The sequence below is a fragment of the Mailhella massiliensis genome, from assembly GCF_900155525.1.
In the GTDB taxonomy this organism is placed as follows: Bacteria; Desulfobacterota; Desulfovibrionia; order Desulfovibrionales; family Desulfovibrionaceae; genus Mailhella; species Mailhella massiliensis.
The window spans coordinates 519,116-533,326 of sequence record NZ_LT706951.1 but is presented as its reverse complement, the minus strand read 5'-3'; the positions used below and the strand labels follow the sequence as shown (position 1 = coordinate 533,326).

General features: G+C 60.8%; 14 protein-coding genes and 1 pseudogene. 12 read left to right on the top strand and 3 right to left on the bottom strand.

Features of this window, described 5'->3' with window-relative positions:
- The first annotated feature begins 4 nt into the window (after positions 1–4).
- The 4 genes and pseudogenes from CZ345_RS08050 to selD all read left to right on the top strand — a co-directional run.
- On the top strand, positions 5–208 hold the full coding sequence (locus CZ345_RS08050; RefSeq protein ID WP_077072637.1) for a sulfurtransferase TusA family protein: 204 nt from the start codon (positions 5–7) through the stop codon (positions 206–208).
- Complete coding sequence (locus CZ345_RS08045) at positions 208–786, top strand: putative Se/S carrier protein (RefSeq protein ID WP_083717240.1); 579 nt, start codon at positions 208–210, stop codon at positions 784–786. Before CZ345_RS08050 ends, CZ345_RS08045 begins: the two co-directional genes overlap by 1 nt.
- On the top strand, positions 774–1,703 hold the full coding sequence (locus tag CZ345_RS08040) for a sugar kinase (protein WP_077072636.1): 930 nt from the start codon (positions 774–776) through the stop codon (positions 1,701–1,703). The genes CZ345_RS08045 and CZ345_RS08040 overlap by 13 nt, the downstream gene beginning before the upstream one ends.
- A gap of 83 nt (positions 1,704–1,786) precedes the next feature.
- A pseudogene (selD, locus tag CZ345_RS08035) lies at positions 1,787–2,809 on the top strand (selenide, water dikinase SelD); the annotation flags it as partial.
- A gap of 311 nt (positions 2,810–3,120) precedes the next feature.
- On the opposite strand, the gene mobA reads toward selD, so the two are convergent.
- Together mobA and CZ345_RS08020 are read right to left on the bottom strand one after the other, a co-directional pair.
- A complete protein-coding gene (gene mobA / locus CZ345_RS08025) occupies positions 3,121–3,744 on the bottom strand; it encodes a molybdenum cofactor guanylyltransferase (RefSeq protein ID WP_077072633.1) in 624 nt (207 codons plus the stop codon).
- A gap of 136 nt (positions 3,745–3,880) precedes the next feature.
- On the bottom strand, positions 3,881–5,533 hold the full coding sequence (locus tag CZ345_RS08020; protein ID WP_077072632.1) for an FmdE family protein: 1,653 nt from the start codon (positions 5,531–5,533) through the stop codon (positions 3,881–3,883).
- On the opposite strand from CZ345_RS08020, the gene CZ345_RS08015 reads away from it, so the two are divergent.
- The 8 genes from CZ345_RS08015 (at position 5,526) to CZ345_RS07980 (ending at position 12,857) form a co-directional block, all read left to right on the top strand.
- Positions 5,526–5,795 carry a hypothetical protein gene (locus tag CZ345_RS08015; protein WP_144277283.1) on the top strand — a complete coding sequence of 90 codons (270 nt, stop codon included), beginning with the start codon at positions 5,526–5,528 and terminating at the stop codon, positions 5,793–5,795. The genes CZ345_RS08020 and CZ345_RS08015 overlap by 8 nt on opposite strands.
- A 24-nt stretch (positions 5,796–5,819) precedes the next feature.
- The gene (locus CZ345_RS08010; protein ID WP_077072630.1) at positions 5,820–6,821 is read left to right on the top strand and encodes a TOBE domain-containing protein; all 1,002 of its coding nucleotides are present in this window, start codon (positions 5,820–5,822) and stop codon (positions 6,819–6,821) included.
- 193 nt (positions 6,822–7,014) lie between these two features.
- Positions 7,015–7,308, top strand: a complete 294-nt coding sequence (locus CZ345_RS08005; RefSeq protein WP_077072629.1) for a ComEA family DNA-binding protein — start codon at positions 7,015–7,017, stop codon at positions 7,306–7,308.
- 159 nt (positions 7,309–7,467) lie between these two features.
- Positions 7,468–8,637: a hypothetical protein gene (locus tag CZ345_RS08000; protein ID WP_077072628.1), complete on the top strand. Its 1,170-nt coding sequence runs from the start codon at positions 7,468–7,470 to the stop codon at positions 8,635–8,637.
- A 27-nt stretch (positions 8,638–8,664) separates the two neighbouring features.
- Positions 8,665–8,952 carry a transcription factor gene (locus CZ345_RS07995; protein ID WP_239446643.1) on the top strand — a complete coding sequence of 96 codons (288 nt, stop codon included), beginning with the start codon at positions 8,665–8,667 and terminating at the stop codon, positions 8,950–8,952.
- A 267-nt stretch (positions 8,953–9,219) separates the two neighbouring features.
- A complete protein-coding gene (locus tag CZ345_RS07990; protein WP_077072627.1) occupies positions 9,220–11,376 on the top strand; it encodes a molybdopterin-containing oxidoreductase family protein in 2,157 nt (718 codons plus the stop codon).
- A gap of 12 nt (positions 11,377–11,388) precedes the next feature.
- Positions 11,389–12,150, top strand: a complete 762-nt coding sequence (locus CZ345_RS07985) for a 4Fe-4S dicluster domain-containing protein (RefSeq protein ID WP_077072626.1) — start codon at positions 11,389–11,391, stop codon at positions 12,148–12,150.
- The gene (locus CZ345_RS07980; protein WP_077072625.1) at positions 12,147–12,857 is read left to right on the top strand and encodes a formate dehydrogenase subunit gamma; all 711 of its coding nucleotides are present in this window, start codon (positions 12,147–12,149) and stop codon (positions 12,855–12,857) included. The genes CZ345_RS07985 and CZ345_RS07980 overlap by 4 nt, the downstream gene beginning before the upstream one ends.
- 735 nt (positions 12,858–13,592) lie before the next feature.
- Here CZ345_RS07980 and CZ345_RS07970 read toward each other — a convergent pair.
- A complete protein-coding gene (locus CZ345_RS07970; RefSeq protein WP_077072623.1) occupies positions 13,593–14,183 on the bottom strand; it encodes a GNAT family N-acetyltransferase in 591 nt (196 codons plus the stop codon).
- Positions 14,184–14,211: the final 28 nt, after the last annotated feature.

Genomic DNA, 14,211 nt, shown 5'->3' with positions numbered 1-14,211 from the left:
TGCTATGCTTATTGATACGCGCGGGCTTTCCTGCCCTCAGCCCGTACTTATGGTGTATCCTCATCTTTCCGGTGAGGAACCTGTCGACGTACTGGTGGACAATACCACAAGCCAGGAGAACGTGAGTCGCGCCGCGGCCAAGAACGGCTGGAAGGTGGAGGCGAAGGAAGAAGGCGACGGCATCGTCCGTCTGGAGCTTCGCAGGTAATGTTCGGACGCTTGACCGGCTGGTGGAAGAAACGCGGAAGCGGCGCTTCGGAAGGCCACGGTGTGGAGAAGGGCTTTCTGGTCTTTCAGCATACCGGAGAGGTCATTCAGGCGGAGCGCCGTCTTCAGGCGGCCGGTTTTCCGGTGGAGGTCAAGGGACCTCCGCCGGAACTGCGTACCGGGTGCGACATGGTGGTGACCTTTCCCCTGCTCATGGAGTCGGCCGTAAGGCGCGTTCTTGAGGAGGAAAGACTCAGCCCCATGGCCGTCGTTCCCGTAAGCGGTCCCATGCTGGAGCCGGTTTCCCTTTTCCGCGTGAAGGATTACGGGGAATGGTTCATGGTGCAGGCCGCCAATGTGAAGATCACCGTGGAAAAGGCATCCGGGCGCATCGTCAATGTTTCCGGCGGCGGCTGCCCGGACGTACCCTACCTTGCCTCCCTGCTGGTGGGGCAGGACATACGCGGCGCGGAAGAGCCGCGGGTGCGGGGCCATACCCTCTGTTCCTATGCGCTGCAGAAGGCTTTTCTGGAAGCCCGCCGCCTGTGGCGGGAAGGAGGCGGTACATGCGCACTCTGATATGCGGCACCGTGCCGGACGATGCCTTTCCGCTGTGCATGGGCACATGGAAGGTGGAAGACGGACGGCTTGTTCCCGCCGATGTGAAGGTGTGCGGGGAGGGCGAACTTCCTCCCGCCGTACCGGTGGAGAGAGGGACTCCCGCCCTTGCCGCAGCGGCGATACTGGCGCTGGAGGCTCTGGGCGGCGAAGCTCCGCTTCTTCTGCTTGCCGGGGACTGCGGTTCCTCGCAGGGGAGCACAAGACTGTATGCCCATCTCGCCTCCTGGCTGGGCACGCCGGATGCGGAAACGCTGGGAGGCTTGACCTTCCACTATCTTTTCCCCAGTGTGGACGGACACAACCGCATACTCATGGCGCTGGAGGAACGCAAGAGGCCCATGCCCGTTCTTATTGCGGATGCGGGGTTCATGTACGCCGCGAAGATGAGCGGTTACGCCTCGCGTTACGACGTGTTCACGCCCGATGCCGGGGAGCTGGCCTTTCTTGCGGATGAAAAGGCGCCGCATCCGTTCTATACCCGGGGCTTTCTGCTTGCCGAAGGCAGAGAAACCCCGGAACTGGCCGGCCTTGCCTGGGAGCACGGCGACAGCGCGCGCCTTCTGCTGGTCAAGGGAGCGGTGGACATGGTGGTGGAGGAAGGTCGGGTATGCGGCAGGGTGGACAGCCCCTGCATTCCCTTCATGGAGCCTGTGGGCGGTACGGGCGATCTCGTCGCCGGGCTGCTTACCGCTTTGGCGGCGGCGGATATTCCGCTGAAGGAGGCCTGCCTTCTGGCCGCACAGGGGGCGAGGTTCACGGGGGAATTGACGAAGCCCACGCCTGCAACGGGCATTGCCGCCTTCATGCCCTTTGTGGGCAGAGCGGCGATCATGTGCCGGGAACGGCTGACATCGTTGCCGGGCGGGCGGATTTAAGGACGGATGCCGGGCACGGCAGACTCAAAGGAGAGGCTATGGCGACATACTGCCTTATGGACAAGACGAAAGGGGCCGGCTGAGCGGCCAAGGCTTCTCCGGCGTTGCTGGAGCAGATACTTGCCGACATCACCCCGCCGCCCGACAGGGAAGGCCGCATTCTGCACGGCTTTTCCAACAACGAGGATGCCGTGCTCATCAAGGCCCCGCCTGCGGGCATGGCGCTGGTACAGACGGTGGACATACTCGGCCCCATAGGCAACGATGCGCGTCTTTTCGGGCAGACGGCTGCGGCCAACGCCCTTTCCGACGTGTATGCCATGGGCGGAACGCCCTGGTCGGTCATGAACATCGCGTCTTTTCCCTCGCCTTCGGCGGAATCGGATACGCCCATGTCCGTTCTGGCGGATATTCTTTCCGGGGCCATGGAAAAGGTGGCGGAATCCGGGGCCGTGCTCGCGGGAGGGCACACGCTGGATGACGATTGGATCAAGTTCGGCCTTTCGGTCACGGGCGTGATCGACCCGGCGCACGCGGCGAAGAACGACGCCCTGCAGCCGGGGGATGCCCTTATTCTTACCAAGCCTCTGGGGACAGGCGTGCTTGCCACGGCCATCAAGGCGAAGTGGCCGGGGGGCGATGAGGCGGAACAGGAAATGTACCGCTGGACCACAAGGCTGAACTCCCGCGGCGCGGAGGTGATACGCGCCATGCAGCTGAAGGCCGCCACGGACATCACCGGTTTCGGTCTGGGAGGACATGTGCTGGAAATGGCGAGAGGTTCCCATGTATGCGTGGAACTGGAAACCGGCCTTCTGCCCTTCATGCCGCAGGTGGAGGAATTCGCCTCCTGCGGGCTTATTCCCGCGGGCACCTACCGCAACCGCGATTACTGCGCCTGCCGCACCATCGTGACCGAAAGTGCGGATGAGCTGCGTTCCACGCTGGTCTTCGACGCGCAGACCTCCGGCGGGCTTCTTCTGGCCGTGCCCGAAGCGCGGCGGCAGGAAGCCTGCGAAAGGCTTGCAGCCCTGGGGGAACCGGCGTTCTTCGTGGGCCGTGCAACTCCCCAGCGGGAAGGAAAGTCGAGACTGATTCTGCTTTAGCGGCGTGCGGCTGAAAAAAAACGGCTTCCTGCTTTTCAGGGGCCTTTTTTCATGCCTGTTTTCCGGGCAGGCATGGGGCGCGGGAGAAAAAGCCGTCGACAAAGAAAAGGCCGCCCCGGGCTTCTTGTGGAAGATGGGGCGGCAGGCGGAGCGGCGCGTTCCGGCCGCTTCCCGGATTTTTTCTGTGGGAGGAAGGGAGAAAACAATCTGCCTTGTTCAGGAGGAGGGCAAAAGGCGGAGCCTTGCGGGCATGAAAAGGCGAAGAGCGCGGCCAGGGCCCGGAACCCGCGCCGTCTTCCGGCTCCCGGAAATCACGGACGAAGGTTTTCTTTACCGTTGATGAGCAGCAGGGCGCGTTCGCGCTCTTCGGGAGTATTCATATTCAAAAAGGCCGTTTCCTCAGGGCAGGGCACAAGGCTGTTGCCCCATGAGGGCAGGGCGGAATGGATGCCGAAGCGGCCTTCGTGCAGGGCGGCTTCCAGCCAGGGAAGACTGGAAAACTCATATACGGCCACCAGCGGTTCCGTGCGGCCGTCGGCATGAACAAAGCAGGTACGAAGAAGGGCGGAGGCATGTTCCTCCCGTCGTTTTCTTCTGGCGTCGAGAAGCAGGGAAAGCGTGCCTGCCGTCATGAGCGGAAGGTCGCAGGGCATGACCAGCACGGCTGTGGAGGCTGCTTTGAGTGCGGCCACAAGACCGCGCAGCGGGGTGGGGGGGCCGTCCGCCTCGTCGGGAATGGGAAGCAGGCCCGCCTGCCGCAGCACTCCTGCCTGTGCCGGACGGCAGGAAACCGCCGCGTATTCCACGCCGGGAAGAGAGGCGAGCAGGCGGCAGCTCCATTCCGTCATGTTCCCTGCGCCGGGATGGAGCACGGCGCGGGATTTGTCGCTTCCGAAGCGGGAGGAGCGGCCTCCCGCCAGCACAAGACCGATCATGCCGGAAACTCCGCAGGGCGTTGACGTTGACATCGGGGCTGTTGTGGAAAAGGCGCGCCTGAAAACTGCGGCGCGCCCGGGACGTTCGGCCTGCGGCCGCACAGGGAGGCCGCAGGCGCGGATTCATGACGTTTTGCTATTTGCCGAAACCGCACTTGGGGTAGGTGCATACGGAACAGGTGAGGCAGTAGCCCCCTTCCCCCATGCGGGCCAGTTCGCCGCGGGTGATGCGGCGGCCTGCCAGAAGACGGGGCAGCAGCAGGTCGAACACGGTGTTCTTGAAGAACAGGGCGCAGGCGGGCACGCCCATGACCTGCACGTCGCCGGAGGGAGCGCAGATGCGCCCCACCATGGCCATGGCTCCGGGCAGTACGGGCATACCGTAAAGCATGTCCGTAAGTCCCGCATCCAGAAGGGCGGGACGGGTGACGTCGCCGGGGTCCACGGACATGCCGCCCGTGGTCACGAGCAGATCCACGCCCGCTTCCACCATGTTCTTCACTTCAGAGGCGATTTTCGCCCTGTCGTCGGGAACGATGACGGTACGCAGCACGTCGCAGCCGTACTGCCGGGCCTTTTCGCTCATGACCGGGATGAACTTGTCCTCGATGAGTCCGTTGAATACTTCCGTACCCGTGACCAGTATGCCCATGCGGGCGCGGCGCAGAGGCGTGACCGTGAAGAGAGGTTCCTCTCCGAGAACGGAAAGCGCCTGCCCCATGTGTTCGCGGCTGAGGAACAGGGGAATGGCGCGGGTTCCCGCGATTTTCTTGCCTTCCTGCACCAGCGTGGCGTCCTGCCGGGAGGCGCACATCACCTCGGGGACCAGATTGAAGCGTTCCAGCTTCTTCACGTCTACGGAAAGCAGGCCGGAACATTCGGCCACGAAATCGATTTTGCCTTCGCGGGGAGGAAGGCTGTAGCGTACGCCGGGCCCGGCCATGCGGCGGGCGAAGGCTTCCGCGGCTTCGTTTTCATGGGCCGGTGCGCCCTTGGGCGAGGGGGCGGCGTTCTCGTCCACCACGGCCACGTCGAAACGGCCTATCTGCTGAAGGCGGCACAGGTCGCCGGGGCTTACGGTCTGCCCAGCGCTGAAGGCGCTGCCCTTGAATTCGCCGGGAACGATGCGCGTCATGTCGTGGGCGAGCACCTTGCCCACGGCTTCTTCCGCGGGAACGATGCGTACGCCCGTGGAGGATGCCGCCTGAGGAGCCTGCGCCGCCCGGGAATCGTAGTAGGTTTCGCCCTGGCAGGCGCGGCAGATGGGCCCGTCCGCCGTGGGGTAGCCTTCCCCGCAGACGGGGCACACCGATACGGAACCGGTATGGGCATGTCCCAGAAGGCCGGTGTGCACGGCCACTTCTTCCACGCGGCAGATGGTGTCGCCCGCATCTTCTATTTCTCTCAGGAGCCTTTTTTCATCTTGTGCCTGCTTGGGCTTTTTCTTCATGAGCCAGGCGTAGTATTCCGGCCAGGCCTTCAGCTTTTCAAGATCCACGCTTACGCGTACGCCCTTGCCTGTGTACTTGTCATACAAGGTGACGGCATAGCGCCCCAGGTTGCGCACCTTGACCCAGTTGTTGCCCATGCTGCACAGGGAAAGAAGCTGCACCGCGTCGGGCAGGCATTTGCGCGTTTCGGAAATGGCCTCGAAAAGCGTGCCCTCCGGCAGATGCCTCTTTGCCAGAGCCACCATGTAGCCGCCGAGCAGCAGGCCGGGCGCGGCATAGCCGTGAAAGCGTTCCGCCAGAGATTTGAATTCTTCAAAGGTATGGTTGCCGATGTTCATGATGCATCCGTTTCGCATTGCCGCTCCGCTTCGGCGCGGCGGGTTGATGGGGCGCCGGAAGGGCGCGGGCCGGAAAAGCGGGCCTTGGGAAAACAAAGCAGCGGTTCCGGCGGCCCTTTTGAGAGTCGGCATCATTATCATGGCGGGAAGAAGGGAGCAGGCCTTCTTCCCTGCAGGAATAACGAAGGACGAAAAAGATTACCATGTTGCGGCCGCGCTCCCAACAGAGTCCTTTTTTCTGGAAAATCGTGATTGCTTCTGATAGCCTCGCGGCCGGGAGAATGCCATGCAGGACAGAAAAGAATCGTTTTTCGGGGGAGTGCTGGAGGAGAAGGAGCTCAGGGCCTTCCTTCAGGCTTTTTACCGCTGGTACGAGGAGGCACGGGGCCCCATGCAGCAGTGCTCGCGCGCAAGGGTGCTGCTGATCTGTCTGCTTGTCCGCTTTGCGGGGCTGCGCCTCGGCGAGGCGCTGGCCGTGAACGATACGGACGATATCGACGAGGCGCAGGAGCTGCTTCATGTGCGGGGCAAATGGGAAAGAGACGTGCCCCTGCCGCGCACCGCGCTGAAGAAGATTCTGGAACTTCGCGACGCCCCCTGCAACGTACGGGAGAAGGGAAGGCTGTGCCGCCTCGATCAGGGCTATGTGCGGCGTATCTTCTCCCAGCGGGCGAAGGAGGCCGGGCTCGACGGCGTGAATCCCACGGACATACGCGACTTCCGGGAACAGGAACTTTTGCGGCAGGGGGTATCACTGCCTGCGGTGGAGCTTTTTCTCGGCAGAGGAAACGGCAGAAAGGCCGGAGAGCGGGAAACGGCCCGGATAAGGGAGGCCTTCCGGCTCTGGGAAGGCTCGCGCCAGGCGGGCAGGCACAATATCGTCAGCGGAAAGCCCGAACTTGTCTGGAAAGGAGAACTTTCCTGCCTCATTCACATCACCCCTCCGTCGGGTCCTGCTTTCGCGGTGCGCTGCTCCACGCGCGCGCTTTCCCGGCTGGATATTCTGGAGCAGAAGGAAGTCAGCGTCTTCGTGCGCTCCCTTCAGGTGCGTCTTCCGCTGCGCAGAGTCCGGGAACAGAACTGCTTCAGCGGGCGCATCGTCGATATTCTGGAATGCGGGGAGGAAGCCCGCGTCATGGTACGGCTCGATCAGGGAGGGCAGGAGTTCTGCGCCGTGCTCTCCCGCATGAACCTTGAGGAGCTCCGGGCGGAGCGGGGGAAAAGCGTCTGGGTATTGATACGCCCGGAAGATTTCACCTTCGGCAATGCCTCGTCGCTTCCGTCCTGAAAATGCTTCACAACAGCGAAGAAAAATGATAACGTAGTCTTATCCCGGTCCCTGCATCTGCAGGGAGAGACAGGCGCCTGATGGGTTCCCTCGTTCGGAAAAAAGAATGGTCGGTGCGAGCTTGACAGAACAGTAACAAGCGAGCTATGAGAGTCGAGCAAAAATTCCACCTTTATTTTCAGGAGAACGTGTCATGGATATCAAGCGCATTCTTGCCTGCTTCGCCGTTGCCGCCCTTTGCCTTACCGGCACCGCCTTCGCCGCTGAAAAAGCCAATCTGAACAGCGCCACCGAAGAAGAGCTCGCCGCTGATCCCAACATCGGCGCCGATCTCGCCAGAAAGATCGTGGAGTACCGCGAAAACGTCGGTGACTTTGCGAGCTATGAAGAACTGAAGGAAGTGGAAGGCATCACCGACACCAAGATCAAGCAGATCAACGAACACTTCGAAATCGAAGGCGTGGCCAGCTTCGACTGCAACTGCTGACGCTTTCCCCTCCGCTGTGCGGAGGGTCTGATTTGTTTTCAACATTCCGGGATTTCATGGGAAATCGTTGGTTCCCGTCCGGCGTGCCGACGGGGTGGCGCAGAACGCCCCTTCGTGTGACGCCCGCGGGCCGGAATGTATCATCCCAAGGAGTTCTATATGAACATGAGTGCTCTCAAGGGCCTCGGCAAGCTGTCTCTTGCTCTGCTGCTTGCCGCAAGCCTGAACGGAGTAGCTCTGGCTGGAGTGGCGCCTGCCGACGGCAGCGCTGCCATGAAGTCTCCTGCGAGCAATGCCGCCGTGGTGGCCAAGCTGATCGGTCTCGTGAACAACCGTCACGAAAAGACCATGCTCGGCCTCGAACGCACCATCAACGACGGTATTGTCATTCGTCAGAGCTACATCAAAGACGGAAAGATCATCATTCCTTCCGAAGGCCTGTACACCACCGCCCGTTCCAGCAACTGGTATCCCTTCGACAACGAACCCATCACCATGGCCGGTGACACCTACCGCGTCATCGTGGACCGTTATGTCCGCGACGTGGTGCGCGACGTCGTCATGAAGAAGGGCGATGTCATTACCAGCAATGCAGACAAGTCCCGCGGATGGGAACTGTCTTCCGTGGAAGGCTGGACGACCTACGGCCTGGCCGACGGCAAGGAAGCCGTGTTCAAGGTCGTGAAGACCACCGGCAACTATTATGGTTCCTCTTTCCCTGTGAAGGTAGGCACCAGCATCACCAATGACGCCGCCGACGGCGGCCTGGTGAAGGGCTCCAATCAGCCCGTGGGCCATACCGTGCCTGACGAAACGAACAACCTTTCCCGCTTCGACTACGGACACAACGTGTCCAGCGTGGGCCGCACCTGGGTCGTCGTGGACAAGATCGACGAGAACAACAATGTTCACGTCCGCGAACTTGCCACCGACAGCTGCACCGACATTTATATGTCGCCTGCCAAGCCCGTGGTGGGAACCTACGGCAACAACGCCACCTTCAAGGTCGGCGACGCCAGCGTGGCGGTGAAGAACATCGGCAAGGACAGTGTGGAAGTTTCCATCACCGACAAGGCCGGTACCGTCACCACCAAGAAGCTCTACATCGACTCCAAGAACGCCAAGTGGCTCATGCAGTCCATGGTTGAGCGCGACAAGTGCTACGTGGTTTCCAAGGATGGCAAGACTCTTGTCCATCTGAACATCCGCCCCGGCAATCCGTTCAAGGACGGTAAGGTTGAACTGGTTGCGTACTCTGATGTCATCGACGTGCAGAATGGTTCCGACTGGCCTGCTGACCCGCGGTTCCTGACACGTCCCGAGACCTGAGCGACCTGCACCTATCCGCACGAAGTCATGATCGCCAACAAGGAACCGATCATACTCGACGGCGGAGCCAACAACGTGTTTGTTGGTCCCAACAATCAGTTCAAGATCGTTATCGATGAATTTGACGGCAAGACCGTGAAGGCTTGGCATGTCGAAACCGCTAAGGCCAAGACTGACAACCTCGCGACTCGCGCCCAGGGCAAGAACATTGACCTTGTCGTCGGCAAGGCGTGCCGTTCCACCGTTCACTTCATCAGCCGCTGGTACGGCAAGATGTATGATGAACATCTGAAGGGCATGGACGTGTTCAAATAGCATCGGTCGGGCACGGGGATTCTGCGGTTCCCGTGCCCTTTTCATCGGTTGAGGCAGGCAGCTCGATGCCTGCTTCAACAGAAGGGCCAGGCGCTTTGTCTGGCTTTTCTTTCCCTCGCGCAGCCGGCTTGACGGAGCCTTCCCGGACTTTGAGGTTCCCGTCGCCGCATATGGTCTTTTGAAGGGCCGGTCCCGTGCGGCGTTGCGGCTCTGCGCGGCATACAGGCAGCATCTTCTGCGCAACAAGTTTCAACAGGCAGGTTCATCATGCCCGACGCTTACTCACGAAGAAATTTTCTTAAGTTGAGCGCAGCCCTGGTCGCGGGCGGAGCGGCCATCGCCAATCCGTCCAGAGCACGCGCCATCGGCTACGTTCCTCCCAAAGGCGGCCCCGTGACGGAAGTCAAGGGGTACTGCCCCTTCTGTCAGGTGCGCTGCACCTATATCGCCCGTGTGCAGGACGGCAAGATACTCAGCATTACCGGGGACAGGAACAACTACTGGACCGGCGGCGCCATGTGCCCCAAGGGCATGTCCATTCTTGAACTCATGGACAGCCCCTTCCGCATTACCGAACCCATGTACCATGAACCGGACGGAAGCTGGCGCAGGATAAGCTACCAGGAAGCGGTGGACATGGTTGTCGAGCGCATGAAGGCCGTGCGCGACAAGTACGGCGACAAGGGAGGCAACCGCGTTGCGCTGACCATGCCCTTGTGGGACTGCTTCGAATCCGAAGTGGCCGCGCTCATGGCGCTGCGTACCGTGGGCTGCGTGCAGGCCATGCCCCCGGGGGAAACCTGCGTATCCACGGCTTCCAACATGCTGGGCCTCATGCTCGGCGTGAACAGCGGTTCCACCCAGGTGGACGAGCTGCCCAGGGCAGAGACCGTCATTCTCTGGGGCGCCAACGTCAACGACCTGTATCCGCCCTATACCCGCTGGCTCAAGGCCGCGCGTGAGGCGGGCACGAAAATCATCTATATCGATCCGCGCAGAACGCGTACCAGCATCTGGTGCGACAGCCAGCTGCGTCCGCAGCCCGGTACCGACGGCGTGCTGGCTCTCGGCGCCATCCGCTATATTCTGGAGCAGGGCTCCTACGACGAGGAGCGGGCCCGCTTCCAGATTGAGGACTTCGAAAATCTCGCTCCGCAGACGGAAAAGTTCACGCTGGAATACGTGCAGTCCGTCACCGGCCTTTCCCGCGAGGAAATCGTCGCCTTCTACGATACCGTGGCCGCGAGCAGAAAGACCATAGTCTGGATCGGCGGTTCCCTTTCCCGTCAGACCAACGGCATCACCACCGACCGTGCCATCATTCTCATGCAGGCCCTGCGCGACAACCTCATCGGCGAGGGCAGGGGCATGCTCACCTTCCAGAGCGGCAAGCCCGGCGGCGGTGAGGAACTGGTGGACCATTACTTCGGCGAGAACAAGACTCCGAAAATGAACTTCCGCCGTCTGCGCATGGCCATGGAAAAGAAGAGACTCGACATTCTTTTCCTGAATTCCAGCTATCGCCGCAATCCCGACGCGCTGGGCGTGCGCAAGGCCATCCAGAAAGTGCCCTTCGTGGTACACATGGGCTTCTTCCTTGACGAGGAGTCCGAAGTTTCCACGCTGTTCATTCCCGCCACCTTCGGCCCGGAAAGTCAGGGCTGCGGTTACGGCAATGAAAATCAGGTAGCCTGGAGAGAAAAAATTGTGGAAGCTCCCGGTTCATGCGTGCCTGCGTGGCAGTTCTACCGCGATATCGGCCGCAAGATGGACCCCGAACATTATCCCGACTTCAAGGACCCGGAAGAAATCTGCCGCATGATGCAGAAGGAGGTTCCCTCCTGGAAGGGCATTACCATGGAGCGTATGCGTACTTCCCCCACCGTGACCTGGCCGCTGTTTGAAGAAGGCGATGAGGAGCGCAGGGGGACCGTGTTCACGGAAGGCAGGCTCCTCACCCCCACGGGCAAGATGACGGTGATGGACAGGGTGTTCGGCGGCATCGATCGCTGGGATTATCCCAAGGGTCACCCGAAGAGCAAGGACGGCAAGAAGGATTTTCCGCTTGTTCTTACTCAGGGCAAGCAGCTCTGGCACTGGCAGCAGACGCTGACCAACTTTGCCCGTTCCATGGCACAGTTCTCGAACGGCCGTTTCGTGCAGGTCAACCCGAAGACCGCACAGGAACTCGGCCTCAGGCAGCGCGACCGCGTGATGCTGGAAACCACCATGGGCGGCATCGAAGCCTGGGTGGATATTACGGAGAACGTGCTCCCCGGCGCGGTGTTCACCCCAGCCAACTGCTGCCGGACCACGCCGCTCAAGGAAAACCAGAGCGAATCCATCTGCGATATCCTGCCGAATTACTGGGACCGCATTTCTGCGCAGCACAACTGCACAGGGTGCCGCCTGAGAAAAATATGATGAGAGGTCGTCATGGCTCGATATGTCATGGTCATTGATTCTGAAAAGTGCATGAACTGCAAGGCGTGCATCATTGCATGCCAGCAGCGCAATCATGTTCCCTACGGCCTTTCCCGCAACTGGGTGCATGAAACGGACAGCACAAGCTCTCCCTGCGGCTTCAAGTTCCAGCCCGGCGCATGCATGCATTGCGACGATCCTTCCTGTGTGCGGGCCTGCCCCACGGGCGCTACATGGAAGGGCAGTGACGGCGCCGTGGAAATAGACCGTTCCCGCTGCATCGGCTGCGGAAGCTGCATTTCCGCCTGCCCCTATCATGCCCGGTTCCGTCACCCCGAAACCGGAACCGCCGACAAGTGCGATTACTGCCGTGCGAGCACGCCCGGGCAGGAGCCTGCATGTGTGGCCGTATGCCCCGTGCATTGCCGTATTTTCGGCGATGCGGACGATCCTTCCTCCGAAGTGGCGAAGGTTCTCGCCTCGCGCAAGGCCGTGCACGTCGTTCCTTTAAACAGCGGAGCGAAGCCCACGCTCACCTATCTTGATACCACCACGCCCGACGCGCTGCCCGAAGGCAGCACCGTCAGCTACCCCGTCGATACCATGCGGCCCCTGGCCAAGGGCGTCACCTGGGTGGGCGGCCTTGTGCTGGCCGCGCTCACCGGCACCTTCGTCCGTCAGCTCATCAAGTCTTCCGAAAAGGAAGACGAGGAAATCGCGGCGGAAAAGAAGGGCGCTGCTCAAGAGAAGCGCGAAAAGGAGGATAACGCATGATCCGTCGACATTCCCGTTCCGCGATATTCATGCACTGGTTCAATGCGCTGTGCTGGCTGTTTCTGCTGTTTTCCGGTTTTGCTCTGCTTGCCGGGGAAATGCAGCCCGTAGGCGAATGGTGGATCAATCTCTGGCAGGGCATGTTCGGCGACAGAGGCCTTCTTGTGGCGCATCTTGCCGTCGGTACCCTGTGGGTCGTCGTCTACGCGCTGTATATCGTGGTCTTCTGCCGCAAAGAGGTGTTGCCCTTCCTGCGTGAAGTCACCACCTTCCATATCAAGAGCGATGTGGAATGGTGCATGAAGAAGGGGCTGTGGCTGGTGCTCGGCCCGAAGAAGACCATGAAGCTCGGCATAGATCCGGCACTTCCCCCGCAGGGCTTCTACAACGCCGGTCAGCGCATGGTGGCCGTGATGGCCGTGATGGCGAGCATCGGGCTTGCCGTGACGGGCATCATCATGGGGTTCTTCTCCGGCAATGTGGAATATGCCCTTTCGGAAACCGTGCTGCAGTGGTGCATCTTCCTTCATTTCTGCTGCGCGGGCATCATGGCCATACTCCTGCCCGTCCATATCTACATGGCGGCGCTGGCTCCGGGCGAAGGCCCCGCGCTGCGTTCCATGTTCACGGGGTTTGTGCCTGAACGCCACATCGAGCATCACAACCCGCTCTGGTATGAGGCACTGAAGAAGGAAGGCCGCCTCTAGGCCGGAACGAAACAGTTCAAAAAAGCGGAGTCTCCGGGCGAGACTCCGTTTTTTTTTGGGGGGGGAAAAGCCCCAGCCCGAGGCCCGAAATCAAAGCGGAAAAAAGGTAAAGAGGGGATTCCGGGCAGTTGCAGAACATTCATCCCCAAAAACCTGGTCATACTTTAAACCTTTTCTTGAAGAATGAAGAAGCGGGGATATCGCCCATGCGGATCAGGATTGCAGGGGTAAAGTACGACGGACGCGCAATGCTGAGAGCACGCCGCGCCCAGAGGAGCAAAAGAGAGGGAGAGGGCGCTGCTTTTCTTATTCCGCCCTGCACGGAGAGAAAGATGCGGCCGGTGTTCAGCCCGTAGTGCCGGGCGTCATCTGCCGGAAAAAGGCGTGCCTGCAACATGGCCAGGCGGAGGACGGAAAGAAGAATGCCGGAAGTTTCCGCACATGCAGGACAGAAAAAAGCAGGCAGACGGAAAGGGGAAACGCTCCTTGAAGTGGGAACAGGCGGAAATTCCTCCGGGAAACCCCCGGCATGGTTCATGAAAAAGCCGTATGTTCTGCAGGCAGAGGGGCACGGGGCTTTCACTGCGGCTTCCGCCCGGCAGCAAAGAACGCCGGTTTTCCGGCGGAGGCGGGAAGAAAGTGCCCCAAAGACGGCAAGGGCCTCTGCCTATCCGCCGGGAGAGAACACAGTTGACCCTGCTGCAGGGGAGTTTGCCGTGCCTGCCCCGGCTTTGTTTAACGCGTTTTTTCCGTCACGCGCATATGCCGAAGGAAGGGAAAGCGTTCTTTCTGCACGGTCCAGCGTTCTTTCGACATGCGGTAGAGCACATGCCGCGAAAGGCGATGTTCAAGAGGCAGGGCGGGGTGGTTGAAGTCGTCTTCCGGGTGATGTTCCATGCCGAGCCTTTGCATCACGCGCCGGGAAGGCGTGTTGAGCGTGGCCGTAAAGCTGCAGATATCCTTAAGAGAAAAGAGGGAAAAGCCCGCTTCCATGGCCAGAGCTGCGCCTTCCGTGGCAAAACCTCTGCCCCAGAAGTTTTTGTGCATTCTCCAGCCTATTTCCACAAGGGAGGGGTTGAAGGCGGGCACGTTCAGCCCGATGAAGCCTGCAAAGGGCGCAATCCCCGGAAGTTCCAGCGCCCACAGGCCGAATCCGTTCCGCTGCATGCGTTCCTGCAGAGATGCGGCCAGAGCGTCGCTTTCTTCATGCGTCAGCGGAGCGGGAAAGAAACGCATGATTGCAGGATCGGCATTCAGGGTGCGGAAGGGCGCAAGGTCGCTTTCCTCCCACGGACGCAGACGGACGCGCGAAGTTTCAAGAATCATGACGAGGCTCCTTCTGGGGCGATGATAC

What these genes read in the sequence shown, in the direction of transcription:
- CZ345_RS08050 (WP_077072637.1), top strand. Translation starts at nt 5, where the DNA reads ATGCTTATTGATACGCGCGGGCTTTCCTGCCCTCAGCCCGTACTTATG.
- CZ345_RS08045 (WP_083717240.1), top strand. Translation starts at nt 208, where the DNA reads ATGTTCGGACGCTTGACCGGCTGGTGGAAGAAACGCGGAAGCGGCGCT.
- CZ345_RS08040 (WP_077072636.1), top strand. Translation starts at nt 774, where the DNA reads ATGCGCACTCTGATATGCGGCACCGTGCCGGACGATGCCTTTCCGCTG.
- mobA (WP_077072633.1), bottom strand. Translation starts at nt 3,744, where the DNA reads ATGATCGGTCTTGTGCTGGCGGGAGGCCGCTCCTCCCGCTTCGGAAGC.
- CZ345_RS08015 (WP_144277283.1), top strand. Translation starts at nt 5,526, where the DNA reads ATGTTCATGATGCATCCGTTTCGCATTGCCGCTCCGCTTCGGCGCGGC.
- CZ345_RS08020 (WP_077072632.1), bottom strand. Translation starts at nt 5,533, where the DNA reads ATGAACATCGGCAACCATACCTTTGAAGAATTCAAATCTCTGGCGGAA.
- CZ345_RS08010 (WP_077072630.1), top strand. Translation starts at nt 5,820, where the DNA reads ATGCAGGACAGAAAAGAATCGTTTTTCGGGGGAGTGCTGGAGGAGAAG.
- CZ345_RS08005 (WP_077072629.1), top strand. Translation starts at nt 7,015, where the DNA reads ATGGATATCAAGCGCATTCTTGCCTGCTTCGCCGTTGCCGCCCTTTGC.
- CZ345_RS08000 (WP_077072628.1), top strand. Translation starts at nt 7,468, where the DNA reads ATGAACATGAGTGCTCTCAAGGGCCTCGGCAAGCTGTCTCTTGCTCTG.
- CZ345_RS07995 (WP_239446643.1), top strand. Translation starts at nt 8,665, where the DNA reads ATGATCGCCAACAAGGAACCGATCATACTCGACGGCGGAGCCAACAAC.
- CZ345_RS07990 (WP_077072627.1), top strand. Translation starts at nt 9,220, where the DNA reads ATGCCCGACGCTTACTCACGAAGAAATTTTCTTAAGTTGAGCGCAGCC.
- CZ345_RS07985 (WP_077072626.1), top strand. Translation starts at nt 11,389, where the DNA reads ATGGCTCGATATGTCATGGTCATTGATTCTGAAAAGTGCATGAACTGC.
- CZ345_RS07980 (WP_077072625.1), top strand. Translation starts at nt 12,147, where the DNA reads ATGATCCGTCGACATTCCCGTTCCGCGATATTCATGCACTGGTTCAAT.
- CZ345_RS07970 (WP_077072623.1), bottom strand. Translation starts at nt 14,183, where the DNA reads ATGATTCTTGAAACTTCGCGCGTCCGTCTGCGTCCGTGGGAGGAAAGC.